Annotated in this window: 31 protein-coding genes; 17 read left to right on the top strand and 14 right to left on the bottom strand. The window is 71.9% G+C overall.

From position 1 onward, the window contains the following. Positions 1-40: 40 nt before the first annotated feature. The 3 genes from GWK15_RS01595 to GWK15_RS01585 all read right to left on the bottom strand — a co-directional run bounded on the left by GWK15_RS01595 (position 41) and on the right by GWK15_RS01585 (position 3652). Entirely contained in the window at positions 41-1135 is a 1095-nt protein-coding gene (locus tag GWK15_RS01595) for an OmpA family protein (protein WP_168038403.1), read from the bottom strand. Positions 1136-1308: 173 nt separating this feature from the next. After that, positions 1309-2229 carry a methylisocitrate lyase gene (prpB, locus tag GWK15_RS01590; RefSeq protein ID WP_168038401.1) on the bottom strand — a complete coding sequence of 307 codons (921 nt, stop codon included), beginning with the start codon at positions 2227-2229 and terminating at the stop codon, positions 1309-1311. Between the two features lie 10 nt (positions 2230-2239). Beyond that, complete coding sequence (locus GWK15_RS01585) at positions 2240-3652, bottom strand: sodium:proton antiporter (protein WP_168038399.1); 1413 nt, start codon at positions 3650-3652, stop codon at positions 2240-2242. Positions 3653-3799: 147 nt separating this feature from the next. On the opposite strand from GWK15_RS01585, the gene GWK15_RS01580 reads away from it, so the two are divergent. The 6 genes from GWK15_RS01580 (at position 3800) to GWK15_RS01555 (ending at position 9526) form a co-directional block, all read left to right on the top strand. Then, the gene (locus tag GWK15_RS01580; protein ID WP_168038397.1) at positions 3800-4444 is read left to right on the top strand and encodes an SRPBCC family protein; all 645 of its coding nucleotides are present in this window, start codon (positions 3800-3802) and stop codon (positions 4442-4444) included. Further along, complete coding sequence (locus GWK15_RS01575) at positions 4441-5334, top strand: AAA family ATPase (protein WP_168038395.1); 894 nt, start codon at positions 4441-4443, stop codon at positions 5332-5334. Before GWK15_RS01580 ends, GWK15_RS01575 begins: the two co-directional genes overlap by 4 nt. Positions 5335-5551: 217 nt before the next feature. After that, the gene (locus GWK15_RS01570; protein ID WP_245211381.1) at positions 5552-6811 is read left to right on the top strand and encodes a vWA domain-containing protein; all 1260 of its coding nucleotides are present in this window, start codon (positions 5552-5554) and stop codon (positions 6809-6811) included. Then, positions 6808-7140, top strand: coding sequence for an XdhC family protein (locus GWK15_RS01565; RefSeq protein ID WP_168038393.1), 333 nt, complete (start codon positions 6808-6810; stop codon positions 7138-7140). Before GWK15_RS01570 ends, GWK15_RS01565 begins: the two co-directional genes overlap by 4 nt. Further along, entirely contained in the window at positions 7137-7877 is a 741-nt protein-coding gene (locus GWK15_RS01560; protein WP_168038391.1) for an XdhC family protein, read from the top strand. The genes GWK15_RS01565 and GWK15_RS01560 overlap by 4 nt, the downstream gene beginning before the upstream one ends. Next, entirely contained in the window at positions 7874-9526 is a 1653-nt protein-coding gene (locus tag GWK15_RS01555) for an NTP transferase domain-containing protein (protein ID WP_168038389.1), read from the top strand. The genes GWK15_RS01560 and GWK15_RS01555 overlap by 4 nt, the downstream gene beginning before the upstream one ends. Here the strand turns inward: GWK15_RS01555 and GWK15_RS01550 are convergent. Beyond that, positions 9523-10791, bottom strand: coding sequence for an amidase (locus GWK15_RS01550; protein WP_168038387.1), 1269 nt, complete (start codon positions 10789-10791; stop codon positions 9523-9525). The genes GWK15_RS01555 and GWK15_RS01550 overlap by 4 nt on opposite strands. Before the next feature lie 82 nt (positions 10792-10873). Between GWK15_RS01550 and GWK15_RS01545 the strand changes: the two genes are divergently transcribed. The 8 genes from GWK15_RS01545 to GWK15_RS01510 all read left to right on the top strand — a co-directional run bounded on the left by GWK15_RS01545 (position 10874) and on the right by GWK15_RS01510 (position 16098). Further along, the gene (locus GWK15_RS01545) at positions 10874-11368 is read left to right on the top strand and encodes a hypothetical protein (RefSeq protein ID WP_245211380.1); all 495 of its coding nucleotides are present in this window, start codon (positions 10874-10876) and stop codon (positions 11366-11368) included. Then, positions 11365-11742 carry a hypothetical protein gene (locus GWK15_RS01540; protein WP_168038385.1) on the top strand — a complete coding sequence of 126 codons (378 nt, stop codon included), beginning with the start codon at positions 11365-11367 and terminating at the stop codon, positions 11740-11742. The genes GWK15_RS01545 and GWK15_RS01540 overlap by 4 nt, the downstream gene beginning before the upstream one ends. 19 nt (positions 11743-11761) lie before the next feature. After that, entirely contained in the window at positions 11762-13015 is a 1254-nt protein-coding gene (locus tag GWK15_RS01535) for an MFS transporter (protein ID WP_168038383.1), read from the top strand. A gap of 16 nt (positions 13016-13031) precedes the next feature. Further along, entirely contained in the window at positions 13032-14015 is a 984-nt protein-coding gene (locus GWK15_RS01530; RefSeq protein ID WP_245211379.1) for a Gfo/Idh/MocA family protein, read from the top strand. 83 nt (positions 14016-14098) lie between these two features. Beyond that, positions 14099-14326 carry a hypothetical protein gene (locus GWK15_RS01525; RefSeq protein ID WP_168038381.1) on the top strand — a complete coding sequence of 76 codons (228 nt, stop codon included), beginning with the start codon at positions 14099-14101 and terminating at the stop codon, positions 14324-14326. A gap of 44 nt (positions 14327-14370) precedes the next feature. Then, a complete protein-coding gene (locus GWK15_RS01520) occupies positions 14371-14592 on the top strand; it encodes a hypothetical protein (RefSeq protein ID WP_168038379.1) in 222 nt (73 codons plus the stop codon). 87 nt (positions 14593-14679) lie between these two features. After that, positions 14680-15030, top strand: a complete 351-nt coding sequence (locus GWK15_RS01515; RefSeq protein ID WP_168038377.1) for a RidA family protein — start codon at positions 14680-14682, stop codon at positions 15028-15030. Positions 15031-15339: 309 nt separating this feature from the next. Further along, positions 15340-16098 carry a CHAP domain-containing protein gene (locus GWK15_RS01510; RefSeq protein ID WP_168038375.1) on the top strand — a complete coding sequence of 253 codons (759 nt, stop codon included), beginning with the start codon at positions 15340-15342 and terminating at the stop codon, positions 16096-16098. A 57-nt stretch (positions 16099-16155) separates the two neighbouring features. Here GWK15_RS01510 and GWK15_RS01505 read toward each other — a convergent pair whose 3' ends face one another. Then, positions 16156-16746 (bottom strand): cysteine dioxygenase family protein, encoded by a 591-nt coding sequence (locus GWK15_RS01505; protein WP_168038373.1) that lies wholly within the window; start codon positions 16744-16746, stop codon positions 16156-16158. 68 nt (positions 16747-16814) lie between these two features. Between GWK15_RS01505 and GWK15_RS01500 the strand changes: the two genes are divergently transcribed. After that, positions 16815-17318: a cupin domain-containing protein gene (locus tag GWK15_RS01500; protein WP_168038371.1), complete on the top strand. Its 504-nt coding sequence runs from the start codon at positions 16815-16817 to the stop codon at positions 17316-17318. A gap of 59 nt (positions 17319-17377) precedes the next feature. Here GWK15_RS01500 and GWK15_RS01495 read toward each other — a convergent pair whose 3' ends face one another. The 7 genes from GWK15_RS01495 to GWK15_RS01465 all read right to left on the bottom strand — a co-directional run bounded on the left by GWK15_RS01495 (position 17378) and on the right by GWK15_RS01465 (position 21713). Then, entirely contained in the window at positions 17378-18448 is a 1071-nt protein-coding gene (locus GWK15_RS01495; RefSeq protein WP_168038369.1) for an alcohol dehydrogenase, read from the bottom strand. 81 nt (positions 18449-18529) lie between these two features. Continuing rightward, positions 18530-19330 carry an alpha/beta hydrolase gene (locus GWK15_RS01490; RefSeq protein WP_168038367.1) on the bottom strand — a complete coding sequence of 267 codons (801 nt, stop codon included), beginning with the start codon at positions 19328-19330 and terminating at the stop codon, positions 18530-18532. A gap of 4 nt (positions 19331-19334) precedes the next feature. Then, complete coding sequence (locus GWK15_RS01485) at positions 19335-19589, bottom strand: YMGG-like glycine zipper-containing protein (protein WP_168038365.1); 255 nt, start codon at positions 19587-19589, stop codon at positions 19335-19337. Between the two features lie 44 nt (positions 19590-19633). Next, positions 19634-20092, bottom strand: a complete 459-nt coding sequence (locus tag GWK15_RS01480) for a hypothetical protein (RefSeq protein ID WP_168038363.1) — start codon at positions 20090-20092, stop codon at positions 19634-19636. A 126-nt stretch (positions 20093-20218) separates the two neighbouring features. Then, entirely contained in the window at positions 20219-20845 is a 627-nt protein-coding gene (locus GWK15_RS01475; protein ID WP_168038361.1) for a hypothetical protein, read from the bottom strand. Continuing rightward, positions 20842-21558: a hypothetical protein gene (locus GWK15_RS01470; RefSeq protein WP_168038359.1), complete on the bottom strand. Its 717-nt coding sequence runs from the start codon at positions 21556-21558 to the stop codon at positions 20842-20844. The genes GWK15_RS01475 and GWK15_RS01470 overlap by 4 nt, the downstream gene beginning before the upstream one ends. After that, positions 21555-21713, bottom strand: a complete 159-nt coding sequence (locus GWK15_RS01465) for a hypothetical protein (RefSeq protein ID WP_168038357.1) — start codon at positions 21711-21713, stop codon at positions 21555-21557. Before GWK15_RS01465 ends, GWK15_RS01470 begins: the two co-directional genes overlap by 4 nt. A gap of 64 nt (positions 21714-21777) precedes the next feature. Here GWK15_RS01465 and GWK15_RS01460 point away from each other — a divergent pair, with 64 nt between their 5' ends. After that, the gene (locus GWK15_RS01460; RefSeq protein ID WP_168038355.1) at positions 21778-22707 is read left to right on the top strand and encodes a 3-hydroxyacyl-CoA dehydrogenase; all 930 of its coding nucleotides are present in this window, start codon (positions 21778-21780) and stop codon (positions 22705-22707) included. Between the two features lie 64 nt (positions 22708-22771). Continuing rightward, a complete protein-coding gene (locus tag GWK15_RS01455) occupies positions 22772-23587 on the top strand; it encodes a DUF3592 domain-containing protein (protein ID WP_168038353.1) in 816 nt (271 codons plus the stop codon). Here the strand turns inward: GWK15_RS01455 and GWK15_RS01450 are convergent, their stop codons facing one another. Further along, positions 23588-24301: a metallophosphoesterase gene (locus GWK15_RS01450; RefSeq protein ID WP_168038351.1), complete on the bottom strand. Its 714-nt coding sequence runs from the start codon at positions 24299-24301 to the stop codon at positions 23588-23590. Further along, on the bottom strand, positions 24298-25179 hold the full coding sequence (locus GWK15_RS01445; protein WP_168038349.1) for an ABC transporter permease: 882 nt from the start codon (positions 25177-25179) through the stop codon (positions 24298-24300). The genes GWK15_RS01450 and GWK15_RS01445 overlap by 4 nt, the downstream gene beginning before the upstream one ends. Positions 25180-25253: the final 74 nt, after the last annotated feature.

Below are 25253 nucleotides of genomic sequence, written 5' to 3'. Positions count from 1 at the left end.
GCAAAGGGGAACGCGTGGCGTTCCCCCGCCCCTGCGCCGGTCAGCGCAGGACGATTTCCACGCGGCGGTTCTGCGGCTCGCGGGTGTTGTCCGGGGTCGCGACGAGGAGCTGGCTCTCGCCGACGCCACGCGCGGTGATCTCGTTGCGCGGCACGCCAAGGCGCACCAATTCCGCGGCAACCGCGTTGGCGCGGCGCACCGACAGGCCCTGGTTGTACTGCGCCGAACCCGAGGTGTCGGTGTGGCCCGTGACGTCGATGCGCGTCACCTGCTGGCGGCTGCGCGCCTGCGCCGCCTCGGCGATGATCTGGCGCGCGCGGTCGGTCAGGTCGGCGCGGTTCCAGTCGAAGAACACCATGAAGGTGCGCGCCGGGGCCGGCGCCGCAGCAGGCACGGGGGCCGGCGCGGGGATGCGGCCGAAGTTGAACCGCACGCCGACCATGACATTGTGGTTCGAGGTCGCGACGGGGATCTGCTGGCTCCGCGCATAGCCCGGGCCGGTCACGGTGCCCGACAGCGACGGATTGTCGAAGGTGCCGAAGTAGCGGTACTCGGCCGTGATCGCGAGGCCCGGGACGGCCGGGATCGGGAAGGCCACGCCGGCGATGGCCTGGTAGGCCCAGGTGCCGTCCGACCCGTCGATGTTCAGCGCCGCGCTGCCCGCGCGTCCGCCGACGCTGGACCAGTCGGTCCACGCATAGCCAAGGCCGCCGCCGATATACGGGATCGCGACCGGGTTCGCCCCGCCGATCGCGAGGTCGTAGTAGACGTTCGCCATCAGGCCGTAGCTGTTCGCCGTCCCGCCAGTCGCCGGCCGGTTGAAGGCAAGGCCGCTCGCGGCGTCATTGACGCGGTAGAAGGCCTCGAGCTCACCGCGCAGGCCGCCGATGAGGCCGTAGCCGACATTCAGCACGCCGGCGAAGCCCGGGTCCCACTTGCGCTGGAAATAGTCCGACGGGGTCGAGAGATTGGCCGAGGCGGGCGGGAAGATCGGCGCGTTGGTGTCCGACAGCCAGGTGACGCCGGCCAGCCCCCCGACATAGAGGCCTTCGACCATCTGCGCGGCCGCGTCGCGCGGCGGCGCCATGACGGCGACGAAGGACAGGGCCGCAGAGGCCAGCAGAGCACGCTTCATGCGCCATTCCTTGGTTCTCGGGAATGGCGCCGAGCGCACGCACATTCCCGTTAATGAGACAAAGAACGGTTACACAGGCGCGTGATCATTGCCCAGGGGGCGTCGTCCGGCGCCCGCGATGCATTGCGGTGCCGGGTTGGAAATGTTGCCGAAATGACGCAGGTCCTACAGCCTCAGGTTTGAGGCATGCCCTCCGGCACAACCGTACGGATCAGCGTGGCGTCCAGCGCCTCGTAATCGTGGTAGCCGATCGTCTCGTAGAGCTGCGCCCGGGTCTGCATCCGCCCGACCATGTTCTGCGTGCCGCCATCCTTGCGGATCGCGACGTACAGATCCTCCATCGCGCGGGCGGCGATGCGCAGGTGGCTCACCGGCCAGATCACCATCGCGTAGCCCATCTCCTGGAACTCGGCGGCGGTGAAGAAGGGCGTGCGGCCGAACTCGGTCATGTTCGCGAGCAGCTTCACGCCGGGCATGCGCTTCGCGAACTCGACGAACATCTCACGCGTCGTCAGCGCCTCGGGGAAGATCGCGTCGGCGCCGGCTTCGAGATAGAGCCGCGCGCGGGCGACGGCGCCGTCGATCCCCTCGCTCGCCGCCGCATCGGTGCGGGCGATGATCACGAGGTTCTTCCGCGCCTTGCGGGCCGCTGCCACCTTCGCGGCCATGTCCTCGGCACCGGCGAGCTTCTTGTCGTTCAGGTGCCCGCACTTCTTGGGCAGCAGCTGGTCCTCGAGGTGCACGGCCCCTGCCCCCGCTTCCTCGAAGGTGCGCACCATGTGCATGACGTTCAGCGCCTCGCCATAACCGGTGTCGCCGTCGACGAGCACCGGCAGCGCCGAGGCGCGCACCACCTGGCGGACGTGCCAGGCGACGTCGTCCACCGTGATCATGCCGAGGTCGGGCAGGCCCATGGTCGCGGACATCGCCGCACCGGACATGTAGAGCGCCTCGAAGCCCTGCTTCTTCGCCAGCAGCGCGGAGATGCCGAGATGCGCGCCCGGCATCTGCAGGATCTGCGGCCGCTCGAGCAGGCGGCGGAAGCGCACGCCCGCGGGTTCGTCGGGGAGGTCGTCGGCGATCACGTAGGGCATCGGGCCCTCCTCAGAAGAAGATCAGCGTTATCAAAATAAACAGCGGCACCAGGAACACCAACGCCCAGGCGCAGTAGCCGAAGAAGGAGGGCATTCGCTCCCCGTTCTCCTCGACGATGGCCTTGACCATGAAGTTGGGCGCGTTGCCGATGTAGGAGTTGGCCCCCATGAAGACCGACCCGCAGGAGATCGCGGCGAGCGTCAGCGCCCCATCCGTCATCAGGTGGCCGGGATCCCCGCCCGCGAGGTTGAAGAACACCAGGTAGGTGGGCGCGTTGTCGAGGAAGGAGGACAGCGCGCCGGACAGCCAGAAATAGACGGCCGGGATCGGCTGCCCGGCGGTATCCGACGTCAGCGCGACCAGCGGGCCCGCCGCCCCGTCCACGCCCGCGCGCAGGATCGCCAGCACGGGCGCCATGGTGACGAAGATGGCCGCGAACAGCTTGGCGACCTCGAGGATCGCGCCCCAGGCGAAGCCGTTCTCCTCCCGCAGCGATGCCGGCGTCAGCTTCATGGACACGAAGGCGATGGCGACGAAGACCGCGATGCCGACCAGGCGCTCGGCGCCGATGTGCTGGCCGAGGATCGTCACCTCCCCCGGCTGCCAGTAGCCCTGCAGCAGCACCATCACGACGACGAGGCCGATCAGGCCGAGGTTGACCGTGCCTTCGACGCGCAGCGGTTCCCGCGCGCCAGTGTCCGGGGCGGCGGCCTTCTCCTTCGACCAGGCCCAGGAATCCAGGACGTAGTAGACGCCGAGCAGGATGACCGCGCAGGTGAGGAACTCGGCAAACAGGTGCGTCGTGGTCCAGAAGAAGGACACGCCCTTGAGGAAGCCGAGATAGAGCGGCGGATCCCCGAGCGGCGTCAGCGACCCGCCGATGTTGCTCACCAGGAAGATGAAGAAGACGAAGGTGTGCGTCTTGCGCGTGCGGAAGGCGTTGGCGCGCAGCACCGGGCGGATCAGCAGCATCGACGCGCCGGTCGTGCCCATCAGCGACGCGATGACGGTGCCGAGCGCGAGCAGCGCCGTGTTCGTCGCCGGCGTGCCGACGAGCGTTCCCTTCAGCAGCACCCCGCCGCCGGTGACATAGAGCGCGAGCAGCAGCGCGATGAACGGGACGTATTCCTGCAGGACGATGTGCCAGACCTCGGACGCCGCGGTTTCCGGCCCGAAGGCGATGGCGAAGGGAAGGACGAGCAGCACCGCCCAGCCCGCGGCGATCTTGCCGTAATGGTGGTGCCAGATATGGCCGGCCAGCAGCGGCATCAGGGCGATGGACAGCAGCATGCCCACGAAGGGGATGCCCCAGGCGAGGGAGAGGTCTGCCCCGGACACGCCGGCGGCCGCGGCCGGCCCGGTCCCGGCGAGGAAAAGGGCCGATCCCGCCAGGCAGGCGGAGAGGGCTCGGGCCAGGCGCATCGTCTCTCGGTCCCCCTGGTGCTGCCGGGGTCCCGCCCGGCGGTGATCCCCCGTCCTTGCAGGATGATCCCCCGGGCCACAAGGGGGGCACCCCTTTTCGCACCCGCCCCCCGGCCCTAGGTTGCCGCCCGGACAGGAGACCTTCCCATGGACATGACCGGCGAGCGCCGGATCCTCGCCCCGCGCCAGCGGGTGTGGGACGCGCTGAACGACCCCGAGATGCTCCGCGCCGCCATCCCGGGCTGCGAATCGGTCACGCGCACGGCCGAGGACGCCTTCGAGGCGAAGGTCGCGCTGAAGATCGGCCCGATGGCCGCGAAGTTCGGCGGCAAGGTGAAGCTCGAGAACATCAACGCCCCGGCGTCCTACACCATCACCGGCGAGGGCAATGGCGGTGCGATGGGCTTCGCCAAGGGCGGCGCGGACGTGGCGCTCGAGGAGATCGGCCCGTCCGAGACACTGCTGAAGTACACGGTGAAGGCGCAGGTCGGCGGCAAGATGGCGCAGCTCGGCGCGCGGCTGATCGACAGCACCGCGAAGCAGATGTCGGACCAGTTCTTCGATCGCTTCGCCGCCGCCGTCGCGCCGCCGCCGCCCGCCCCCGAGGTCGAGGCCGCCGCCGCGGCGCCCGCCGCAGCCGCCCGTGCGGAAGCCGGCCCCCGCGCGCCGATCACCGCGCCGGCGGGCATCTCGATCCTCGACCTGTTGCCCGAGGCGCCGATGGGCATCCCGCTGCTCGCCTGGATCGGCGGCGCCATCTGGCTCGTCATCCTCGCGCTGATGTTCCTGTGAGCCTCCCGGGCACGGTCAGCGACACGCAGGCGCTGCTGGCGGCGGGCGGCTACATCGCCGACCGCGCGCTGGCGACGACGGTGCATCTCGCACTGCGGATGGGCCGGCCGCTCTTCCTCGAGGGCGAGCCCGGCACCGGCAAGACCGAGATCGCCAAGGTGCTCGCGAAGATGCTGCCGCGCCACCTGGTGCGGCTGCAGTGCTACGACGGCCTCGACCTGTCCGCCGCGGCCTATGAGTGGAATCACGCGCGCCAGCTGATGGCGATCCGGCTCGCGGAAGCGGCCGGGGAGACGGACCGCGAGGCGCTGGAGCGCGGCATCTACGACCGCCGCTTCCTCCAGTCCCGCCCGCTGCTGCAGGCGCTCGAAGGCGAGCCCGCAGTGCTGCTGATCGACGAGCTCGACCGCGCCGACGAGCCCTTCGAGGCCTTCCTGCTCGAGATCCTGGGCGACTTCCAGATCACCATCCCGGAGCTGGGCACGGTGCGCGCGGCGACGCCGCCGGTCGTCATCATCACCTCGAACCGCACGCGCGAGGTGCATGACGCGGTGCGCCGGCGCTGCCTCTACCACTGGGTCGATTATCCCGACGCGGCGCGCGAACGCGCCATCCTGCGCGTGCGCGCGCCGGGGCTTCCCGAGAAGCTGTCCGCCCAGATCGTCGCCTTCGTGCAGAAGGTCCGCGATGGCGACTACTTCAAGCTGCCGGGCGTGGCCGAGACGATCGACTGGGCGCAGGCACTCGCAGCGCTGGATGCGAAGGAACTCGAGCCCGGCGCGGTGGATGAGACGCTCGGGGTGCTGCTCAAGTACCAGGACGACATCGCCAAGCTGAAGGGCGCGGAGGCGGCCAGGCTCGTTTCCGAGGCCGTCGCGGCAGCGGTGTGAGCGACGCACGCGCCAGGGAGGTCGTTGCCCTCCCCGGACCCCTCCCACCACGGGTGCCCATTGGCGTTGCTGTGCAACGCCAATGGGGTCCCATACAGGCCGAAAGGCCTTTGGAAACCGTCACCAAGGATGGGCCCGGCTGCCGCGAGGGGCGCCCATTGGTGACGGCCAAAGAAGGGAGGGGGTCCGGGGGAGGTTCCCCTCCCCCGGCCTGCCCATGGCCCTGACCCCCACCCGCGATGCCGCGGCGATCATCGGTGCCGCCCAAGCGCGCGCCGCGGGCGCGGCGATGGCCCCCGGTGGTCATCTCGCCGACAACCTGCTGGCCTTCACGCGCCTGCTGCGCCGCACCGGCCTACCGCTCGGGCCGGGCGAGGCCATCGCGGGCCTCGCCGCGCTGACAGAGATCGACATCGCAGATCGCCGCCAGGTCCATGCCGCGCTGCGCGCCGTCATGGTCCACAAGCGCGAGCATTTCGAGCTCTTCGACCAGGCCTTCCAGCTGTTCTGGCGCGACCCCGAGGCCGCCGCCCACGCCGCCGCCATGGCGCTGATGGACGGCAACAAGCCGAAGGACGAGAAGGCGCCGCCGGTCTCCCGCCGTCTCGCCGAGGCGATGCAGGAGAACAAGCCGAAGCCCAAGCCGCCCGAGGAACCTCCGCCGCAGCACGACATGACCTTCACGGTCAGCGAGCGCGAGCGCCTGCAGTCGATGGACTTCGAGGCCATGTCGGCCGCCGAGATCGCGCAGGCCAAGCAGGAGATCCGGCGCCTGGTGCTGCCGCTCGACGAACAGCGCACGCGTCGCTTCCGCCCGGATCCCTTCGGCCCGGTCGCCGACCTGCGCGCGACGGTGCGCGAAAGCCTGCGCACGGGGGGCGAGATCCTCGACCTCGAGCGCCGGCGCCGCATCACGCGCCCGCCGCCGCTGGTGGCGCTGTGCGACATCAGCGGAAGCATGTCGCGCTACGCGCAGGTCCTGTTGCATTTCCTGCATGCGGTCGCGAACGACCGGGACCGCGTGCACACCTTCCTGTTCGGCACGCGGCTGACCAACGTGACGCGGCAGCTGAAGCACCGCGATCCGGAAGTCGCCTTCGAAATGGTCTCGCACATCGTGCCGGACTGGTCGGGCGGGACGCGCATCGGGGAATCCATCGCGCTGTTCAACCGGCTCTGGGGCCGGCGCGTGCTGGGCCAGGGCGCGGTGGTGCTGCTGATCACGGATGGGCTCGACCGCGAAGGGGCGAAGGGGCTGGCGGAGGCGACCGAAAGGCTGCGCGGATCCTGCCGGCGGCTGATCTGGCTCAACCCGCTGTTGCGGTTCGACGGGTTCCAGCCCAAATCCCAGGGCATCCGGGCGATGCTTCCCCATGTGGACGATTTCCGCCCGGTGCATAATCTGAACAGCCTGCGCGAACTGGTCGCCACATTGTCGGGGCGCCAGGCCGCCCAGCGCGGGAGGATCGCCGCATGACCGCCGACACCACCCAGTCCGAGGACATCCTCGCCACCGCCGCCGCCTGGAAGGCCGCGGGCGAGCAGGTCGCGATCGCGACCGTGGTCGAGACCTGGGGCTCCTCGCCCCGCCCGGCCGGATCGCGCCTGGCCGTCACCGCCTCGGGCAAGTTGACGGGCTCGGTCTCGGGCGGCTGCATCGAAGGCGCCGTGGCCGACGCCGCGAAGCAGGCCATGGCGACCGGCGCGCCGCAGCTGCTCGACTTCGGCGTCTCGGATGAGCGCGCCTGGGAAGTCGGCCTGTCCTGCGGCGGCAAGGTGAAGGTCTTCGTGGAGCCGCTGACGTGAAGGCCGAGATCCTCGCGCGGCTGCAGGCCGAACGCGCCGCGCAGCGCCCCGTCGTGCTGCTGACGCGCATGTCGGACGGCGAACAGCACCTCTGGCCGCAGGAAGCCCTGCCCGGCGCGCTGGCCGAAGCCGCGCGCGACGCGCTGGGGCGCGAGAAGGCGACCAATGTCGACCTCGACGGCGAGACCTGGTTCGTCCATCCGCACAATCCGCCGCTGCGCATCATCGTCGTCGGCGCGGTCCATATCGCCCAGGCCATGGCGCCGATGGCGGCCCCGCTCGGCTTCGAGATGATCGTGGTCGACCCGCGCCGCGCCTTCGCCACCGAGGAACGCCTGCCCGGCGTCACGCTGCGCACCGACTGGCCGGACGAGGCGATGGCCGAGCTGAAGCCGGACGCGCGCAGCGCGGTGGTGACGCTGACCCACGACCCGAAGCTCGACGACCCCGCGCTGGATGCAGCGCTGCGCAGCCAGGCCTTCTACATCGGCGCGCTCGGCAGCCGGCGCACCCATGCGAAGCGCGTCGCGCGGCTGAAGGAGCTCGGTCACGGCGACGACGCGATCGCGCGCATCCACGCCCCGGTCGGCCTCGACATCGAGGCGGTGACGGCGCCCGAGATCGCTGTGTCGGTGATGGCCGAGATCGTCGCCGCCCGCCGCGGCGCCGCGCTCGGCGAACCGCGTCCCCTCCCCGCGCCCCAGGACGGCCGCGTCAGCATCGGCATCTCCGCATGATCTTCGGCCCGACCCCGCTCGAGGAGGCCAAGGGCGCCATCCTCGCCCATTCCCTCCGCCTGCCGGGCAAGGTGCTGAAGAAGGGCACGGTCCTGGACGAGGAGGCGATCGCCGCCATCCGCGACGGCGGCAAGCGGGAGGTGATCACCGCCCGCCTCGAAGCCGGCGACGTGCCCGAGAACGACGCCGCCGAGCGCCTGGCGGTGACGCTGACGGCGCCGCTCGTCGCGCGGTCGCGCGCCGCGACGGGCCGGGTGAACCTGCTGGCCGAGACCGCCGGCCTGCTGGTGATCGACGAGAAGCGCATCAACGCCATCAACGCGATCGACGAGAGCCTGACCGTCGCGACCCTGCCCAACTACACCCCCGTCGCGATCAAGGAGATGATCGCGACCATCAAGGTGATCCCCTTCGCCGTGCCGGGCCCCGTGCTCGGCGTGGTGGAAGCGGTCGCCAGGGGCGGCAAGGCGCCGCCCTTCGCGATCCACCCCTTCCGCCCGCTCAAGGTCGGGCTGGTGCTGACGGAACTGCCGGGCATCAAGGAAAGCGTGATGGAAGGCGCCGTGGAGGCGACCACCGCGCGCGTCGAGGACCTGCGCGGCACCATGCTCCCGGTCGAGCGTGTCCGGCACGAGGAAGCGCAGATCGCCGACGCGCTGAACCGGCTGAAGCGCGCCGGGGCGGAACTGCTGCTCGTCGCCGGCGCCTCGGCGGTGGTGGACCGGCGCGACGTCGGGCCTGCCGGCATCGTGCGCGCGGGCGGCGAGATCCTGCATTTCGGCATGCCGGTCGATCCGGGGAACCTGCTCTGCCTCGGCCGGATCGGGGAGATCCCGGCGATGGTGCTGCCCGGCTGCGCGCGCAGCCCCAAGCTCAACGGCTTCGACTGGGTGCTGCAACGGCTCTTCGCCGGCGTGCCGGTCACGGCCGCCGACGTGATGGGCATGGGCGTGGGCGGCCTGCTGAAGGAAATCGAGGTCCGCCCCCTGCCGCGAGAACAGGCGCCGCGCGTCGCACCCCCGGCGCTAGCCCCGCGCCGCGCCCGCACGGTCGCCGCGCTGATCCTCGCCGCCGGCCGGTCGCGCCGCATGGCGCCGCTGAACAAGCTGCTCGTCGCCGACACCCAAGGCATCCCGATGGTCGCGCGCGTGGTGGACAATGCGCTCGGCAGCCATGCCCGCCCGGTCATCGTCGTCACCGGGCATGAGCGCGACCGGGTGGAGGAAGCGCTGGCGGGCCGCCCCGTCCACTTCGCCCATGCCGAGGATTACGCCGAGGGCCTCTCGGCCTCGCTCAAGGCGGGCCTCGCCGCGCTGCCGCCAGAGGCGGAGGGCGTGGTGATCTGCCTGGGCGACATGCCGCTGGTCTCGGGGCCGATGCTCGACCGGCTGATCGCCGCCTTCGACCCGGAGGAAGGCCGCGCCATCGTCATGCCGACCTTCCGCGGCAAGCAGGGCAACCCGATGCTGTGGGCGCGGGAATTCCTGCCGGAGATGCTGTCGATCACCGGCGACGTCGGCGCCCGCCACCTGGTCGGCAAGCATGCCGACCGGATGGTCGAGGTCGAGATGGCCGACGACGCCGTGCTGCGCGACTTCGACACGATGGAGGCCCTGAAGGGCCTCCCGCTCGGCGCGAAGGCAGGCTAGCCGAGGGCGGCCTTCACCCAGGCCGCCCAGGACAGCACCGCCGCGTCGTCCCCGATGCGCCCGGCGAGTTGTACGCCGAGCGGCAGGCCGTTCGGCCCGCGCCCCGCCGGCACCGTCACGCAGGGCCCGTGCAGCAGCGTCCACAGCGTGTTGAAGGCCGGGTCCCCGGTCCAGGCGAGGCCCTTCGGCGCCTCGCCCGGCGCGGAGGGGCAAAGCACGGCGTCGAAGCCCTCGATCGCCGCCGGGAAAGCGGCGCGGGCGGCGGCGAAGGCGGCCCGACCCTCGATGAGCTTCGCGATCGGCTGGGCGCGGCCCCAATCCATCCTCTCGCGCAGCACCTCGGAGATCTGCGCCCGTGCATGGGCGAGTTCCCAGCCCAGCGCCTCCGCGCTTTCCATGTTCATCACATAGGGATGGGCGGCGTAGGCCTCGGCGAAGATGTCGGGCAGCGCGACGGGCGTAACGGTCGCGCCGGCCCGGCGGCAGGCCTCGGCGGCGCGTTCCATCAGCGCGATCGTCTCGGGCGCCGCCTGGTCGGCGGACGGGCCCATCACCAGCGCGAGGCGCGGCGCGCGCGGCGCCTTCGCGTCGGGCGCACCGAAGTCGAGGCCGCTCATCGCCGACATCGCCAGCGCGCAATCCGAGAGGCTGCGCGCCATGACGCCGATGGTGTCGAGGCTCTCGCTCATCACCTTCATCCCCGCCCGGTGCAGCGTGCCGTAGGACGGCTTGAAGCCCACCACGCCGCAGAAGGCCGCCGGGCGGACGATGCTGCCCGCCGTCTGGGTGCCGAAGGCGATCGGGAAGAAGCCCGCCCCGACCCCGGCAGCGGACCCCGAGGAGGACCCGCCCGGCGTATGCGCGGGATTGGCGGGGTTGGCGGTCGGGCCCGGATGGCGCGTGGCGAATTCGGTCGTCACGGTCTTGCCCATGACGAAGGCGCCGGCGGCCCGTGCCGCAGCGACACAGGCGGCATCGGACCGCGGCCGGTAGCCGGCCCAGGCGGGAGAACCATGCTGGGTCGGCAGGTCCGCCGTCTCGAGCACGTCCTTCACGCCGATCGGCATCCCGGCCAGCGGCCCCGAGCGGGACGCGGCGGCAGCATGGCGCGCCTGGGCGGCGTCGAACCAGGCGAAGGCGTTGATATCGGGCTCGCGCACGGCGATGCGGTCGAGGCAGGCCTCGGCATAGGTGGCGGCGGTCAGGCGCCCGGCGCGGATCGCGGCGAGGGCCTCGGTGGCGGTGAGCTCGGCGGTTTCGGTCATGCGCCAAGACTGCGCCAGGCGCAGGGCGGGTCAAGTCGTCGCGGCGGTGGCGCCGGGCGGCCCGCTGCCCCACATTGGGCACATGCCAACACCCATCCGGGTCGCGCGCGCCCCGGACGGGGTGCTCGCCTATGCCATCCCGATCCCGCCCGAGGGGCTGCCCCCGGTCGCGCCGCGCGACCTCGAAGCGGCCTGGGACCGCGCGCGCGCCGCCGCGGCCGCCGAACGCTGGGGCGCCCCGCGTCGCCTGCTGTTCCGCCGCCCGGACGGCTCGGCGCAGGAAATGCTCCTTGCCGACGCCGATGCCGCCTGCTGGGCCGAGGCGGTCGACGCCGCCCATGACCTCGGCACCATGGGGGGGCTGTCGCTGTGCCTGCGCCTGCTGGCGCTGGTCGAGGTCATGACGCGGGCGAGATGGCTGCGTGGCCTTTTCGCCATGACGTCGGAGGGGATCGAGATCGATCCAGCCCTGCTGCGGGCGGCGGCGGCGATGCCCCTGGACGCGGCGGCGCGGTTCGACGAAACGGGTCTCCGCCGGTTATTGTCACGCCCGATTCCGTCCGGAGTTTCCGCATGAACCGCATCGCCCCGGCGCTGCCAATCCTCGCCGTCCTGCTGCTCGGGGCCTGCGCGGAGCAGAACGCCCCGCGCTCGCTCCAGGCCGCGGAGGCCGGCGTCGGCCAGGATGCGGCGCTGCGCCGCCAGTGCGAGGCCGAGGCCGAGCGCGCGGTGAACTTCCGCGAACGCGGCCAGGCCGCGCGCGACGATGCCGCGATGCTGCAGGGCGACGCGACCAACAACATCCCGACGCTGCGGATCCAGGCCGATGCTTTCAACCGCCGCGTCCTGCGCGAGGACCTGATCCGCGAATGCGTGCGGGCCAACACCGCCGGCCCGCGTCCGCAGGATCCGCCGCCGCCGGCGACGACGACCCGCGGGCGGAGGAACTGAGGGCGCGGCAATCCGCGCCATGGCATCCTTCGGAACGCTCGGCCGCGCCCTTTCCCACCGCAACGCGAGGATCTTCTTCGGCGCCTCGCTGATGGCCTGGACGGGCCTGTGGATGCACCGCATCGCGGTGTCCTGGCTGGTCTGGGAACTGACCGGCAGCGCGTTCTGGGTCGGCGTCGTCGCCTTCTGCGACCTCGCGCCTGCCGTCATCGTCAGCCCCCTCGCCGGGGCGGTTGCGGACCGCGCCGACCGCGTGCGCATGACGATGCTGAGCCAGGCGGCGATCGGGCTGAACGCGGCACTGATCGGACTGCTGGTCGCGACTGGACAGGTGACCATCGGCGCGCTGCTGGTGCTCGAGGTGGTGGGCGGCGTCGCCGCATCCTTCGCCCAGCCGGCGCGCCAGTCGCTGATGCCGGGCCTGGTGCCGCGGGCGGACCTGCCGGCGGCCGTGGCGCTGAATTCGCTGACCTTCAACGTGGCGCGCTTCGTCGGGCCGGCACTCGCGGGGCCGCTGATCGCGGTGGCCGGCGTCTGGCCCGCGATCGCCTGCAACGCCTTCGCCTACCTGGTCGCGACGACGACGACGCCGATGCTCCGCGTGGAGGCCGCGCAGCGCCGCGGCCACGCCGCGACGGCGAGCCTGTTCGGGGAGATGCTGGACGGCGTGCGCTACGCCGCGCGGCATCCGGGCCTCGGGCCGATCCTCGGTTTCGCCGCGGTCGCGGCGCTGCTGCTCCGCGGCGTGCAGGAAATCCTGCCGCCCTATGTCGAGCGCGCCTATGGGCGCGGCGCCGAATCCCTCGCGCTGCTGACGGCGGCCTTCGGGATCGGCGCGCTGGTCTCGGGGCTGATGGTCGCCTCGCGCGGCAGGCTCGCGGGCACGACGCGGCTCGCCGTGCTCGGCGTCGGCGCGCTCGCGCTGGCGACGGCGGGCTTCGTCGCGACGGCCTGGTTTCCCTTCGGGCTGCTCTGCGCGGCGTTGATGGGTGCGGCGGGGTCGGTGCACGGCATCAGCGTGCAGACCCTGGCGCAGAGTGCCTCCGACCCGGCGATGCGCGGGCGCGTGCTGAGCCTCTGGGGGCTGATCACGCGAGCCTGCCCGGCGTTGGGGGCGCTGCTGCTGGGCGCGGCGGGCGAACATTTCGGGCTCCGCTGGCCGACGCTGGTCGCCGTCGCGCTGTCCCTTGGCGTCGTCGCCTGGGGCCTGTCGCGGCTGAACCGCATGGCCGAGACGCTCGAGGGCGGATCGCCCGACCATTCCAATCGTTGAGACGGACGAAGCGAGGATGACGATGCTGAACGCGGCCATCGTGGGCATGGGCAAGTGGGGCCAGACGCTGGTGAACAGCGTGCAGGGCAGCAACGAGGCCGGCATCCGCTTCGTCGCCGGCTGCACCGGCCGCCCCGAGCGCGCCGCGGAGTGGGCCGCGCAGCAGGGCATCCGGATCCTGCCCTCCTTTGATGCCGTGCTCGCCGATCCCGATGTGCAGGCGATCGCCATCGCCTCCCCGCACGGGATGCACGCCGACCAGGTCATCGCCGCGGCGCGCGCGGGCAAGCACGTCTTCGTCGAGAAGCCCTTCACCATGACCAAGGCGAGCGCGGAGGCCGCCGTCGTGGCCTGCCGCACGGCGGGCGTCGTGATGGCGCTCGGCCACAACCGGCGCTTCCTGCCCGCCGTCGCCGAGATGAAGGCGATGCTGGCCGACGGGCGCATCGGTACGCTGCTGCATGTCGAAGGGCAGTTCAGCGGGCCCGGCGCGCTCGCCTACAAGCCCGGCATGTGGCGCGCGAACCGCGCCGAGAGCCCGCTTGGCGGCATGGGCGGGATGGGCATCCACATGGTGGACATGTTCATCAACCTCGCCGGGCGCATCGCGGAGGTGACGGTGCAGTCCCATGCGCGCGTGCTGGAGAACGGGCTCGACGACACCACCGCGGGGCTGTTCCGCTTCGAAAGCGGCGTGACGGCGAATTTCGCGACGCTTGCCTTGGCCCCGCGCTTCTGGCGTGTCGGGCTGTTCGGCACCGATGCCTGGGCGGTGCTGCACGGGCATGAATCGCTGATCGTCTGCCGGCGCGATGGCACGCCGGAGGAAAAGGTCTTCCCGGTCACCGACATCGAGCGCGCGGAGCTGACCGCCTTCGCCGCCGCGGTTGCCGGCGGCCCCGCCTACCCGCTGCCGGTCGAGGATGCGATCCACGGCGTCGCGGTCTATGAGGCGATGATCGGGGCCGCGGCCTCGGGCAGCACCTACGCGGTCGCGTAGCGCGGGGCGGGAGCGCCGCGAAACGTCATTTCAACCACGGCGTGCGTCAGGATAGGCTTCACCAACCGGATTCAGGGTGCGCCATGATCCCACGCCGTCTCCTGCCCTTCGCCGTGCTGCCGCTGGCCGCGCTGCCGGACAGCGCCGGGCGCGCGGCGGCCGTGGCCGGCCCGACGCCGCCCGGGCGGAACTGCGGCGATCCCGGCGGGCGGCTGATCACCTGCCAGGCCTTGCAGGAGGCGCTGCCGCCGCCGAGCTGGACGCGCTGCCCGTTGTGCGGCGGACGCCACGCCGCGCCGTCGCTGCCCTGAAGCGTTTCATTCCCACGACCGCGGCGCGGATGGACGATGGCGCCATGACATCGCGCCGCCGTCTCGCCGCCTCCACCCTGCCGATGCTCCTTGCCGTCGCGGCCGCCCCCCGCGTGGCCTTCGCGAAATCGGCGGGCTCCGAACCTGTCCCGGCCTGCCGCGACGGTATTCCCTGCCATGCGGGCAAATCCGGCCTGCGCGCCGATGACGGCGGCGCGGGCCCCTGCCCGTTCTGCGCGGGTCTTGCAGCGGCCGGCAAGAAATAGCCGCCGCCCGGGTCATTCCCGCCCCGCCGTTCCTGTTCTAGAACCGCCGCGCGCCAAGGGCGCATCATTCGCGAAGGAGCGGCCGGTATGAGCAAGATCACCCGCCAGGGCACGAACCAGATCCTCTCGTCCTCTGTCGAGTACCACAACTTCGTCTACCTCGCGGGCATGACCGCCGACGACCTCTCCAAGGACGTGAAGGGCCAGACGGCCGAGGTGCTGGCGAAGATCGACGCCGCCCTCGAGGCGAACGGCACCGACAAGACGCGGCTGCTCTCGGCGCAGATCTGGCTGAAGGACATCCGCGACCGCGGCGCGATGAACGAGCTCTGGACGGGCTGGCTGCCGGCCGGCGGCGCCCCGGCCCGCGCCTGCGTCGAGGCGAACATGGCCGACCCGCGCCACCTGGTGGAGATCATGGTCACCGCCTGCCGCTGATGCGGCGCGGCCCCGGTTTGGGGTCGGACGGGAAACCATTCCTCGACTCAGACGTTGACGCCCGGGGCACATGCCCCGGGCGTTGTTGTTTTCGGGCCACCACACTGTGACCTCGCCCCAATCCTGCCCCATTTACAGGAAAATTCTCCCTATAACGGCTTCGGGAGCGGCGTCCCTTCGGCAAATCACTCCGCATTTCACCCGGTAACAGAGGTTCGGGTTGTCACACCCAGCAACGGGTTGTTACCGGAGTCACAGCACGGGCGGGGACACGGCCCGGCGCGGGGTACTGAGGGGCACAGGGGGCACATGAAGGCAAAGCGCGCGGCGATCGCCTTGGCGATTCTGTTCGGCGGCTTCGGCATGATGGCGCAGGACGCCACGGCCCGGACGACGGACACCCGAAACGGCAAGACATCGGCACGCGCCGCCTCGGCGCCCAGTTCCGCAAGGCCCGCGGCCAACGCCACGGCCCGTACCGGCGGCCAGCGCGGCCATGCCGTCGCCGCAGCCCACGCCGGCAACCGCCAGGCGGCGCGCCGCGGCGGCGGGCGTTCGGCCTATGCCGGCGCCTACGGCTACGGTGGCGGCGTCTCCTGCGTGCCGTATGCGCGCCAGGTCACGGGCATGACGATCAGCGGCAATGGCGGGCAGTGGTGGTACAACGCCGCCGGCCTCTATGCCCGCAGCAACCGCCCCGAGGTCGGCTCCATCCTCGCCTTCCCGGGTTCGGGCGGCATGCGCGCCGGCCACGTCGCCGTCGTGGAGCGCGTCGTCTCCCCGCGCGAGATCCTGATCCACCACGCCAATTGGGGCGGCCCGGGCATCCGCCGCGGCTCGATCATGCACGGCGTGTCGGTGATCGACGCCTCGCCGAACAATGACTGGACGCAGGTGCGCGTGCAGGTCGGCTACTCGAACGAGAATTACGGCCGCGTCTACGCGGCGCAGGGCTTCATCCACAACCGCCCGGACACCGGCGGCACAGTGTATGCGAGCGCGTCGCGCCAGGCCCTCGAGGAAGTGGCCGAGGCGCCGGCGAGCCGCGGGCGCAGCAACCGCCGCTGATCGCGCATCCCCTCGCGCAGCAAGGGCCGCCCTGGCGACGGGGCGGCCCTTTGCGTTTCAGGCCGCCGCCATCTCCTTGCTGCGGTCCCACAGGTTCGGCACCGCCGCGTTGTCGTAGCCGGAGATGAAGCGCTTCGTGGCCCCCGTCGTCGGATCGAAGACCGAGCGCGCGATCGCGCCGATGTTCCCGCCATAGACGTGGATCGAGATGCTCGCACGGTCCGCCAGCGCATTCTCGACCACATGGATGTCGTAGGTGTCGGCCGAGACGGCGACGACCTCCCCTTCCTTCAGGTGATCCACCTGGCCGGGCGTCATCGGCGCGCCGGGGCGCATCTCGGTCGAGATCTCCGCCCCGCGCAGCATGCCCACCAGGCCCCAGACGGTGTGGTTGTGCACCGGCGTCTTCTGGCCCGGGCCCCAGACGAAGGAGACGACGCAGAAGCGTTCCAGCGGATCGCAATGCAGCAGGTATTGCCGGTAGCGCGGACCGGCCGCGGCGCAATCCTCCGGCAGCCAGGCGTCGGTCGCGATCAGGCGACGCAGCAGCGCGGCACCCTCGGTCAGCCAGCGGGCCTCGCTCGCACCCTGCTCGGCCAGTTGGGTCATGTCGCGGATGAAGTCGCGCAGCGGCGCGATGTCGGTCATGCTGGCTGTTCTCCCCAGAGGTCGCGCATCATGGGGATGGACATTCCACGCGGCAAGGAAGGGACAGGATGCACGAGCACCGGAAGGACGGCGCGGAGTTGCTTTTCCTCCCTGCCGGGCCGGAGATCCCCAACAACCCGCGCCTGCCGGTGCTGCTCCATCGCGGCGTCGTGCCGCCGGGCGCGCCCGAGGCCGCCGAGGCGCTGTTCCGCGGCCATGGTTGGCGCCCGGCCTGGCGCAACGGCATCCACGCCTGGCACCACTATCATTCGAACGCGCATGAGGCGCTCGCGGTCGTCGCCGGTGAGGTGCGGGTGATGCTCGGCGGCGAGGGCGGCGTGACGCTCGATCTTACGGCCGGGGACGTCGCGGTGCTGCCCGCCGGGACCGGCCACCGGAACCTCGGAGCAAGCGAGGATCTCCTCGTCGTCGGTGCCTATCCGGAGGGCGCCGCGCCGCCCGACCAGCTGCACGGCGCGCCGGAGGAACGCCTGCGCGCCGAGCGCAGCATCGCCGCGACGCCGGACCCGGCGCGCGACCCGGTCACCGGCGCGGCCTATCCGTCGCGCTGAAACGACAACGGGGGGCCGAAGCCCCCCGTCCCGATCGTCGCGCCCAGAGGGCGCCGGTGTCAGGCGGCCGAGGCCGTCAGCACGATGCGCCCGACCACCTTGCCTTCCTTCAGCCGGTTCAGCGCGGCGTCGGCCTGGTTGAGCGGCATGTTGGTGATCGGGATCGCCGGCAGCTTGCCCGATTGCGCGATGCCCACCAGTTCGCGCAGCTCCTTCACGTTCCCGACATAGGAGCCCTGGATGGTGAGCGCGCGGATCGGCATCAGCGGCAGCGGGATGTTCATCTCGCCGCCGAACAGCCCGACCTGCACCAGCTTGCCGCCCTTGCGCAGCGCGTCGAAGGCGAAGCGCGAGGTATCGGTGCCGTTCACCAGGTCAACGATGGCGCCGACCTGGCCGCCCGCCGCCTCGACGATCTTCTTCGCCGTGTCGGGGCCGTCGGCGAGCACGGTGTCGGTGGCCCCTTCCTTCTTCGCCGCATCCAGCTTCGACTGCGCGACGTCGACCACGACGATGCGGCGATGCCCCTTCGCCTTCAGCACCGCGATGGCGTTGAGCCCGAGCCCGCCGGCGCCGACCAGCACGATCGGGTCATCGGGCGGCATCGGCATCACCTTGTTGATGGCGCTGAACACCGTGATGCCGGAACAGGCATAGGTCGCCGCGAGCGACGGATCGAGGTTGCCCAGCGGCACCAGGTGCCGCGGCTCGGGGGCCACGACATGCGTCGCGTAACCGCCATTCTGGTAGACGCCGAGCGAGGCCGGCTTAACCCGGCACATGTTGTCCTCATCCGCGAGGCATTCGGCGCATTTGCCGCAGCCGACCCAGGGGAAGACGATCATGTGGTCGCCGACCTTGAGACCCGCGGAATTCGCCTCGGCCCCCCACTTCAGCACCTTGCCGACGATCTCGTGGCCCATGGCGAGCGGCAGCACCACGCCGCGATCCGTCAGGCGCATCTTGCCGCGCGACCCGAGGTCGTACTCGCCTTCCCAGATGTGCAGGTCGGAATGGCAGACGCCGGCGTGGGTGATCTCGAGCAGCACCTGCTTGCCGGTCGGCTCGGGCGTCGGCAGTTCGATTTCCTTGAGCGGCTTTCCGGTTTCGACGACGGCCCAGGCCCGCATGGCACTTCCTCCGGTTGGTCTTGCAGAGGTGCCATCCGACCGCCTGGCGGCGGGCGGGTCAAGGTGCGCGCGATGCCCGTCTCAGTTGCGCGGGATCGTTGCGAGGAAGTCGAGCACGGCGCGCAGCCCCTGCCCGCTCGCATCGTTCAGCACGGCGGGATGCGCACCGCCGGGCAGCAGCAGCAGCCGTCCCCGGCCGGCCTCGGCCATCAGGCGCGCATGGGCGGCGGGCGTGATGCGGTCCTCCTCGGTCGCGATGACGAGCAGCGGCGCGCGCAGCCCCGCCACGCGCGGCAGGCTCTCGAAGCGATGCCGCAGCAGGTGGTCCGTCGGCACCAGCGGATACATCCCGCGCGCGATGTCGGCGATCGAGGTGAAGGGGCTTTCCAGCACCACCGCCGCGATGTCCCCGCGCCCTTCGGCAAGCCGCGTCACGACCGCCGTGCCGAGGCTCTCGCCCCAAAGGATAAGCCGCCGTCCCGAAAAGCGCGCCTGGACCCAGGCGAGGTAGGCGGCCGCATCGGCGGCGATGGCGGCTTCGCCCGGCCGGCCCGCATTGCCCCCGTAGCCCCGGTATTCCGCGAGGACGACGCCGAAGCCGAGGTTGCGCAGCACATCGCCGAGGTCGGCCCGGTCCGCTGCATTCCCGCCATTGCCGTGGAAATGCAGGATGACTGGACGGGCCGGCGATCCTTCCGCGGCGAGGAAGGCGAGGTCGGTGCCGTCCGGGGCGCGCAGCGTCTCGCGAGTCCATCCGGGCGAAGCGGCGATGACGCGGTCGTCCGGCAGGAAGATCATGCGCTCCTGCCCGAGCCAGAGCGCGCCGACCAGCAGCAGCGGGATGGCGGCGATGACGCCGAGCCATGTCAGCACGCGCCGCATCGCCTCATTCGCAGGGCTGCGCCGCGAGGGCCGCGCCGGCCAGGGCGCCGATCCCCGCCCCCACCAGCGCGCCGCGCCCGGCATCGGCCTGGGTCGACCCGGCGATCGCCCCGATGCCGGCGCCGAGCGCCGCGCCATAGGCGGCGCCCGTCGCCGGATCCTCGCAGACCGGCGCGGGCGGGATCGGCACGGGGACCGGCTGCACCACGACGCAGCCGCCGAGCGGCAGCAGCAGGACCAAGGCGCGAAGAGGCGTCATGGCGGGATGATGATGCGCCAATCGGGCCGGATCGTGTCCGCTTCTCAGCGGCGCGGCTGGCGTGGCTGTGGACCAGGGGCGAGGCCGGCCAGGGCAAGCATCGCGCTCGGCACCGCCGGCGGCGCGGAGAGCGCCGCCACGGTGCCCTCGGGCCCGAGCGTGAACAAGGACTGCGGCAGCGCGCGCGCCAGTTCCGCCGGATTGCTGTCCGTGATCGCAAAGGCCGCGCTCGCGAGCCCATTGATCACCGGCTGGGCAGGCGCGCGCTGCGGGATGCCAAGCGCCCGGCGCGCCTCGAAGCGCGCCTGCGCCAGCGCAGTCAGGGCCGTGGCATTGGCGGTTTGCCAGCGCGGATTGCTCGGCACCACGGCTGCCATCCATTCCAACTCGGCGATGGCCCGCGCCGCGGCCTCGGGCTGGCCGGGCTGCGGCGCGCGGAAGAACTCCGAAACCGACTGCCCGATCACCACGACCGGATCACGCGTAACGAGGCCGGGCTGCAAACTCAGTCCCGGCGGCAGTGTCGGGGGGGGCTCGACCGGACCGCATCCGGCCAAGCCCAGGATGAGAAGGCCCGCGGGAACACGAAGGTGCCTCAAGTGCATTCCTCCGAATCCGCCGTCTGGCGCCTAGCGGTTCGCGGCCCCTCCCGCGGCGAGCGCGTAAAGTGCGGCGCTCGCGCTCGGGATGCGGGGAGGCGTCGCGAGCCGACGAACCGTCTGCTCAGGCCCAGCCGTGAAGACATTGCGCGGCAACGCACGGGCCACGCCAGGACGGTCGTTGGCTTCGAGCGCCGTCGCGGCGGACATCAGCCCGTCGATGACGGCTTGCGCACCAGCCTGTGGCGCGATCCCGAGTGCCCTACGCGCCTCGTTGCGGGCCTGGGCGAGTTGAGTCGTCGCGTTCCCGCTCTGGCTCTGCCAGCGCGGGTCGGACGGCACGGCGCCGGCCAGGAACTCGATATCGGCGATGGCGCGCGCGGCCTCGGCCGGCTTGCCGGCCTGCGGCGACATGAAGAAGGCAGCCGCATTCTGCCGCGCGACGGTGATCGGGTCCGTGGTCACGGTCCCCGAGGGGCCGGCCGGCAAGGTCGGGGGCGGCGCGGCCGGGGCGCAGGCCGCGGCGGCAAGCACGGTGAGCAGGATGGAACGACGAAGCATGGCAACCTCCCAGCGCATCGGCGATGCGTAGCGACCTTTTAGCCTTCCCGATACGCCGGCGACTTGATCAGCGTCAATCGAATGGCGGGCGGTCACCCGAAGCCCTCGCCGCGCAGCCGGTCGCCCAGCACCTTCACCTGGACGGCGAGCGCCGCACTCTCCTCCTCCCGCAGGCGGGTGCGCAGGCTGGTCGCGGCGTCCTCCATCTCGGCGAGCAGCGCCGGGAGGCCGGGCGGTGGTTCGGCGCCGGCGGACAGGCGGGCGGCGATCCGCTCGAGCCCGTCGAGGTTCACGGCGAGGAAGCGCTTCGCCTCCGCGAGCCGTTCGGGACGGCGCTCGAACTCGTCCAGCACGGCGGCGATGGCGGCGGCCACCGGCAGGAGCCGCAGGCGCGGGAAATCCACGGCGACATCGCCGATGCGGGCGAGCCGCGCGCGGGCGTCGTCGAGCGGGCGCGGGCCGGGCGGCGGCGGGGGCTCGGCCGGGGCCGGCGCCTCCCGGATCTCGGCATACAGCAGGCTTGTGCCGCCCCAGGCGCCGAGGCCGAGGAGCACCGCCGCGATGGGGCCGGCCCCCGCGCCCAGTGCCGCGACGATCGCCGCCGCAGCGCCCATCGCGACCGCGGCGCGGGCCGCATCGCCCTTCCGCCCGCGCCGCATCAGCCAGGTCGCGAGCAGCGGCAGGAAGATGCCGAGCAGGCAGCCGAGCAGCGCCACCTCCCGCCCGGCGAACAGGTTGAACAGCGTCGCCGGCAGCAGCGGCAGCGCGCTGAAGGGCAGCAGCCAGCGCCGCCAGAAGGCCGAGATCATGTCGGCACCACCGCCATCACCGCGCGGAACAGGGCAAGCAGCCCCGCGATCCACATGGTGCCGGCGAGGAGGAAGAAGCCGATGAGCCGCGTGCCCACCGGCGGCGGGGCGGTCGGCGGCGCGACGGGGATGGGTGCGTTGCTCGGATCGCTCACGCGGCCTTAGATCGCCCGCGACGGCCGGCCGATCAAGCCGGGCACGAGGAAAGGACCAGGACGGATGGAACGGATTGCGGTGGTGGGCGCGGGGCTGATCGGCAGCGCCTGGTCGATGGTCTTCGCCCGGGCGGGGCATCAGGTGCGCATCTGGGACCCCGCGCCGGGCGCATCGGACGCCGCGATGGGGGTGATCCGGGCGCGGCTCGCGGACCTGTTCGCCGCCGGGCTGGTGAAGGAAGCCCCCGACGTCATCGCCGCGCGCGTCGCCGTCGCGCCGACGCTCGAGGACTGCCTCGCCGGCGCGGCGCATGTCCAGGAGAACGGGCCCGAACGCGTCGAGGTGAAGCGCGAGACCTTCGCGAAGCTCGACGCGCTGGCGAGGCCGGAGGTGGTGCTCGCCTCCTCGACCTCGGGCATTCCTGCGAGCGCCTTCACCGAGGGGCTGGCCGGGCGCGCCCGCTGCCTCGTCGCCCATCCGGTGAACCCGCCCTACCTGGTGCCGCTGGTCGAACTGGTCGGCGCGCCCTGGACCGATCCGGCGGTGGTGGCGCGCACCCGCGCGCTGATGGAGCGCGTCGGCCAGGTGCCCGTGACGGCCATGAAGGAGACGCGCGGCTTCGTGCTGAACCGCCTGCAGGCGGCCCTCGTCGCCGAGGCCTTCCGCATGGTCCGCGACGGGGTGATGTCCGTCGAGGACGTCGATGCCTGCGTGAAGGAGGGTCTCGGCCTGCGCTGGTCCTTCATGGGGCCCTTCGAGACCATCGACCTCAATGCGCCGGGGGGCGTCGCGGACTACGCGGCGCGCTTCGGCCCGCTGATGGGCGGCATCACCGAGGAACAGACGCCCTTCCTCTACGACGCCGAGACGGTCGCGAAGGTGGCCGCGGCGCGGCGCGGGATGCTGGCGAAGGACGCGATCGGCGATCGATCGGCCTGGCGCGACCGGCGGCTGATGGCGCTCGCGGTGCACAAGACGTCACAACCCGGCTGACCGCCCCCTCGCCTTCCCCGGCGCTTGCCGCCAGAGTGGCCGCCGGGGCGGAAGGGACGCGCCGATGCAGATCACGACCACCACCACGACGACGCGCACGCTGCGGCCGGGCAGCAAGGTGCCAAAGATCATCGGCAGCCTGCTGCTGCTGGTCGGGATCGGGCTGCTCGTCGGTTCCGGCTTCGCGATCTGGACCGAGGTGAAGTTCCGCCGCATCGCGGTGGAGACCGACGGGCGCGTGGTGGAGATGCTCCGCAGCAGCAGCCGCGACCGGGACGGCCGCAGTTCGGTCACCTACAAGCCGGTCTTCGTCTTCCGCCTGCCCGAGGGCAAGGAGATCCGGGTCGAGGGCGGCGTCTCCTCCAATCCGCCCTGCTGCCGCGTGGGCGACGTGGTGCGCGTGCGCTACGACCCGGCGCACCCGGACCACGCGCAGATGACCGGCTTCATGGAAAGCTGGTTCGTCGCGACGCTGCTCGGCGGCATGGGGCTGGTCTTCGCGCTGATCGCGAGCGTGGCGCTGCGGATCTCGGGCAAGGCGGGCGCGGTGGCGCTGCCAGGCACGGTGCCGGCGGCCGGGGGCAACATGATGACCTTCGCCGTCCCGCTGGTCGGGCTGCGGCGCGAAGGCGCGGGGCACGCGACGCAATGGATCCTCCAGGCGCGCTGGCAGGACCCGCGCAGCGGCGTGCCGCGCCTGTTCGAGAGCCCGCCTTTGCCCTTCGACCCGGTACCGCAGATGCGCCAGATGACGACGGTGAACATCCAGTTCGACCCGGGCGACCCGAACTCGCCTTACGCGATGGACCTGTCCTTCCTGCAGGCGCCCGGCGACGACCCCGACGCGACCATCGCGGTCGGGCCCGTGCGCCGCGGCTGATCAGGCCTGCAGGAAGCCGACGCGGTCGCCTTCGAACACGCCGCAGGTCAGCGGCCCGCCCGACCAGGCCGCGGTGTCGAGGCAGATGCGGTTGTCCCGCACCACCGGGTTGAAGCCCGCCGTGTGGCCATGGACGACGACGACGCCGTGGTCGCGCTCCGAGCCCAGGAAGTCGTGCCGGATGCGCAGAAGGTCCTCGCGCGACTGGTCCTCGAGCGGGATGCCGGGCCGGATGCCGGCATGGACGAACAGGTAGCCGCCTTCCTGGTGATGCAGGTGCAGCCGGCGCAGGAAGCGCATCTGCGGCGCGGTGAAGTGTTGTCCCCAGGCGTCGCGCGGGGCCTCGGGGTCGATGCCCCAGGATTCGAGCGTCGCCCGCCCCCCGCCCCACAGCCAGTCGGCGGCCGCCGCGCCGTCGCCCTCGAGCGCGGCGAGCATCGTCTCCTCGTGGTTGCCGGTGAGGTTCAGCATGTCGAGGCCGGGAACCGGGTCTTCCTCGATCAGGTAGTCGACCACGTCGCGGCTATGGGTGCCCTTGTCGACATAGTCGCCAAGGTGGAGCAGCAGCGCCGAGGCGACCGGGCGCGCGCGGAGGTCCTCGGCGATCCGCGCATGCAGGTCGCGCAGCCTGGCCGCGGTGCCGTGGATGTCGCCGATGGCGTAGATGCGGCGCCCGCGCGGAAGGGAGCCGGGCGCCTCGCGAAGTTCGATCATGTCTTGTCGGCGCGGGGGTCCAGCGCGTCCCGCAGCCCATCCCCCATCAGGTTGAAGGCCAGCACGACGATCATGATGGTGACGCCGGGAAAGATCGAGAGCCAGGGCGCCTGGGTCAGGAAGCGTTGCGATGAATTGAGCATCGACCCCCAGGACGGGTTCGGCGGCTGCATGCCGAGGCCGAGGAAGGACAGCGCGGCTTCCGCGATGATCGCCTCGGCGATGGCGAGCGACGCCTGCACGAGCAGTGGCGGGACGATGTTGGGCAGGACATGGACGAAGGCGGTGCGCCAGGGCGGGTTGCCGAGGGCTCGCGCGGCCTCGATCCAGTCGGTCGCCTTGGCATCCAGCGCCATGCCGCGCGACAGGCGCACGAAGACCGGGGATGCGGTGACGGCGATGGCGATCATCGCATTCTCGAGCGCCGGGCCGAGGAAGGCGGCGAGCGCGATGGCGAGGATCAGGAAGGGCACGGACAGCATCGCATCCGCGACGCGGGAGATCACCGCATCCACCCAGCCGCCGGCGAGCCCCGCGAGCAGCCCGAGCGGCACACCGATGGCGAGCGCCCCGAGCACCGAGATGACGCCCGCCATCATCGATGCGCGTGCCCCCCAGATGACGCGGGAGAGCACGTCGCGCCCGTTCTCGTCCGTGCCCATCCAATGGTCGAAGGAGGGCGGCTTGCGGATGCGCGACCAGGAGGTCTGGAGCGGGTCGTAGGGCGCGATCAGCGGGGCGAGGATCGCCACCGCCACGAACAGCACCACCACGACCAGGCCGAAGACGGCCAGGCGATGTCGCAGGAAGCGCTTGATGGCGCGCCGCGTCGGGCTTTCGGCGGCCGGCAGGGCCGTGGGCGCGGTGGAAGCGCTCATGCCGCCCTCCCCGACACTTCCTGGCGGCCCGATGCCCCGCATCGGGCCGGGAGCGCAAGGCGCGACCGCGCCCA

Origin of the sequence: Neoroseomonas oryzicola (assembly GCF_012163135.1) — a bacterium.
Lineage (GTDB): Bacteria > Pseudomonadota > Alphaproteobacteria > Acetobacterales > Acetobacteraceae > Neoroseomonas > Neoroseomonas oryzicola.
The sequence above is the reverse complement of the archived record's forward strand: the minus strand, read 5'-3'. Positions and strand labels throughout refer to the sequence as shown.

Bases quoted from the DNA above. Each gene is read 5' to 3' on its own strand.
- GWK15_RS01580 (WP_168038397.1), top strand. From the start codon at position 3,800: ATGGACATGACCGGCGAGCGCCGGATCCTCGCCCCGCGCCAGCGGGTG.
- GWK15_RS01495 (WP_168038369.1), bottom strand. From the start codon at position 18,448: ATGCGGGCCTGGGCCGTCGTCGAAACCGGAAAGCCGCTCAAGGAAATC.
- GWK15_RS01490 (WP_168038367.1), bottom strand. From the start codon at position 19,330: ATGCGGCGCGTGCTGACATGGCTCGGCGTCATCGCCGCCATCCCGCTG.
- GWK15_RS01585 (WP_168038399.1), bottom strand. From the start codon at position 3,652: ATGCGCCTGGCCCGAGCCCTCTCCGCCTGCCTGGCGGGATCGGCCCTT.
- GWK15_RS01535 (WP_168038383.1), top strand. From the start codon at position 11,762: ATGGCATCCTTCGGAACGCTCGGCCGCGCCCTTTCCCACCGCAACGCG.
- GWK15_RS01510 (WP_168038375.1), top strand. From the start codon at position 15,340: ATGAAGGCAAAGCGCGCGGCGATCGCCTTGGCGATTCTGTTCGGCGGC.
- GWK15_RS01545 (WP_245211380.1), top strand. From the start codon at position 10,874: ATGCCAACACCCATCCGGGTCGCGCGCGCCCCGGACGGGGTGCTCGCC.
- GWK15_RS01470 (WP_168038359.1), bottom strand. From the start codon at position 21,558: ATGATCTCGGCCTTCTGGCGGCGCTGGCTGCTGCCCTTCAGCGCGCTG.
- GWK15_RS01530 (WP_245211379.1), top strand. From the start codon at position 13,032: ATGACGATGCTGAACGCGGCCATCGTGGGCATGGGCAAGTGGGGCCAG.
- GWK15_RS01550 (WP_168038387.1), bottom strand. From the start codon at position 10,791: ATGACCGAAACCGCCGAGCTCACCGCCACCGAGGCCCTCGCCGCGATC.
- GWK15_RS01540 (WP_168038385.1), top strand. From the start codon at position 11,365: ATGAACCGCATCGCCCCGGCGCTGCCAATCCTCGCCGTCCTGCTGCTC.
- GWK15_RS01565 (WP_168038393.1), top strand. From the start codon at position 6,808: ATGACCGCCGACACCACCCAGTCCGAGGACATCCTCGCCACCGCCGCC.
- GWK15_RS01555 (WP_168038389.1), top strand. From the start codon at position 7,874: ATGATCTTCGGCCCGACCCCGCTCGAGGAGGCCAAGGGCGCCATCCTC.
- GWK15_RS01460 (WP_168038355.1), top strand. From the start codon at position 21,778: ATGGAACGGATTGCGGTGGTGGGCGCGGGGCTGATCGGCAGCGCCTGG.
- GWK15_RS01505 (WP_168038373.1), bottom strand. From the start codon at position 16,746: ATGACCGACATCGCGCCGCTGCGCGACTTCATCCGCGACATGACCCAA.
- GWK15_RS01520 (WP_168038379.1), top strand. From the start codon at position 14,371: ATGACATCGCGCCGCCGTCTCGCCGCCTCCACCCTGCCGATGCTCCTT.
- GWK15_RS01570 (WP_245211381.1), top strand. From the start codon at position 5,552: ATGGCCCTGACCCCCACCCGCGATGCCGCGGCGATCATCGGTGCCGCC.
- GWK15_RS01455 (WP_168038353.1), top strand. From the start codon at position 22,772: ATGCAGATCACGACCACCACCACGACGACGCGCACGCTGCGGCCGGGC.
- prpB (WP_168038401.1), bottom strand. From the start codon at position 2,229: ATGCCCTACGTGATCGCCGACGACCTCCCCGACGAACCCGCGGGCGTG.
- GWK15_RS01445 (WP_168038349.1), bottom strand. From the start codon at position 25,179: ATGAGCGCTTCCACCGCGCCCACGGCCCTGCCGGCCGCCGAAAGCCCG.
- GWK15_RS01525 (WP_168038381.1), top strand. From the start codon at position 14,099: ATGATCCCACGCCGTCTCCTGCCCTTCGCCGTGCTGCCGCTGGCCGCG.
- GWK15_RS01595 (WP_168038403.1), bottom strand. From the start codon at position 1,135: ATGAAGCGTGCTCTGCTGGCCTCTGCGGCCCTGTCCTTCGTCGCCGTC.
- GWK15_RS01500 (WP_168038371.1), top strand. From the start codon at position 16,815: ATGCACGAGCACCGGAAGGACGGCGCGGAGTTGCTTTTCCTCCCTGCC.
- GWK15_RS01450 (WP_168038351.1), bottom strand. From the start codon at position 24,301: ATGATCGAACTTCGCGAGGCGCCCGGCTCCCTTCCGCGCGGGCGCCGC.
- GWK15_RS01515 (WP_168038377.1), top strand. From the start codon at position 14,680: ATGAGCAAGATCACCCGCCAGGGCACGAACCAGATCCTCTCGTCCTCT.
- GWK15_RS01485 (WP_168038365.1), bottom strand. From the start codon at position 19,589: ATGACGCCTCTTCGCGCCTTGGTCCTGCTGCTGCCGCTCGGCGGCTGC.